Annotated in this window: 1 protein-coding gene; it reads left to right on the plus strand. The window is 33.5% G+C overall.

Annotated elements, in window-relative coordinates; translation table 11 throughout:
- Positions 1-128: 128 nt before the first annotated feature.
- On the plus strand, positions 129-374 hold the full coding sequence (locus ACJ5GX_RS04350) for a hypothetical protein (protein ID WP_495292742.1): 246 nt from the start codon (positions 129-131) through the stop codon (positions 372-374).
- The last annotated feature ends 107 nt before the right edge of the window (positions 375-481 follow it).

Genomic DNA, 481 nt, shown 5'->3' on the forward strand with positions numbered 1-481 from the left:
ATTGAATTACACTTAATTACAATAAGCCTATGTCATGTTGCTGCCATCAGTTTTGCATAAGATTGAATTAAGAATCCAAATCTAATTTATCTGACAAGTTTAATAAAATAACACTGGTAAAACTGATTATGTTTTTGATTAATCCTCAACAAAATACGAGCTCACAAAACCTTTGGCATATTTTATGTGATTTTGATGGGACAATTAGTTTAACAGATACCACAGACCAGCTTCTTGAAACCTTTGCCCTAGCAGGTTGGCAGGATATTGAGAAACAATGGGAACAAGGATTAATTGGTTCAAAACAATGCATGCAACAGCAAATCGCCTTGTTACATATGGATCGATCCAGAACAGGTAATAAGAAGCACTGAAATGACATCTCTATAGAACTCCTAACCAATCAAAAATATTAAGAAATTTACCAAGCAAAAAAAGGCAAAAGAATCCCCCAGTAGTGAGTTTTAACCCTATAATAATG

The organism is Wolbachia endosymbiont of Tuta absoluta, assembly GCF_059414725.1.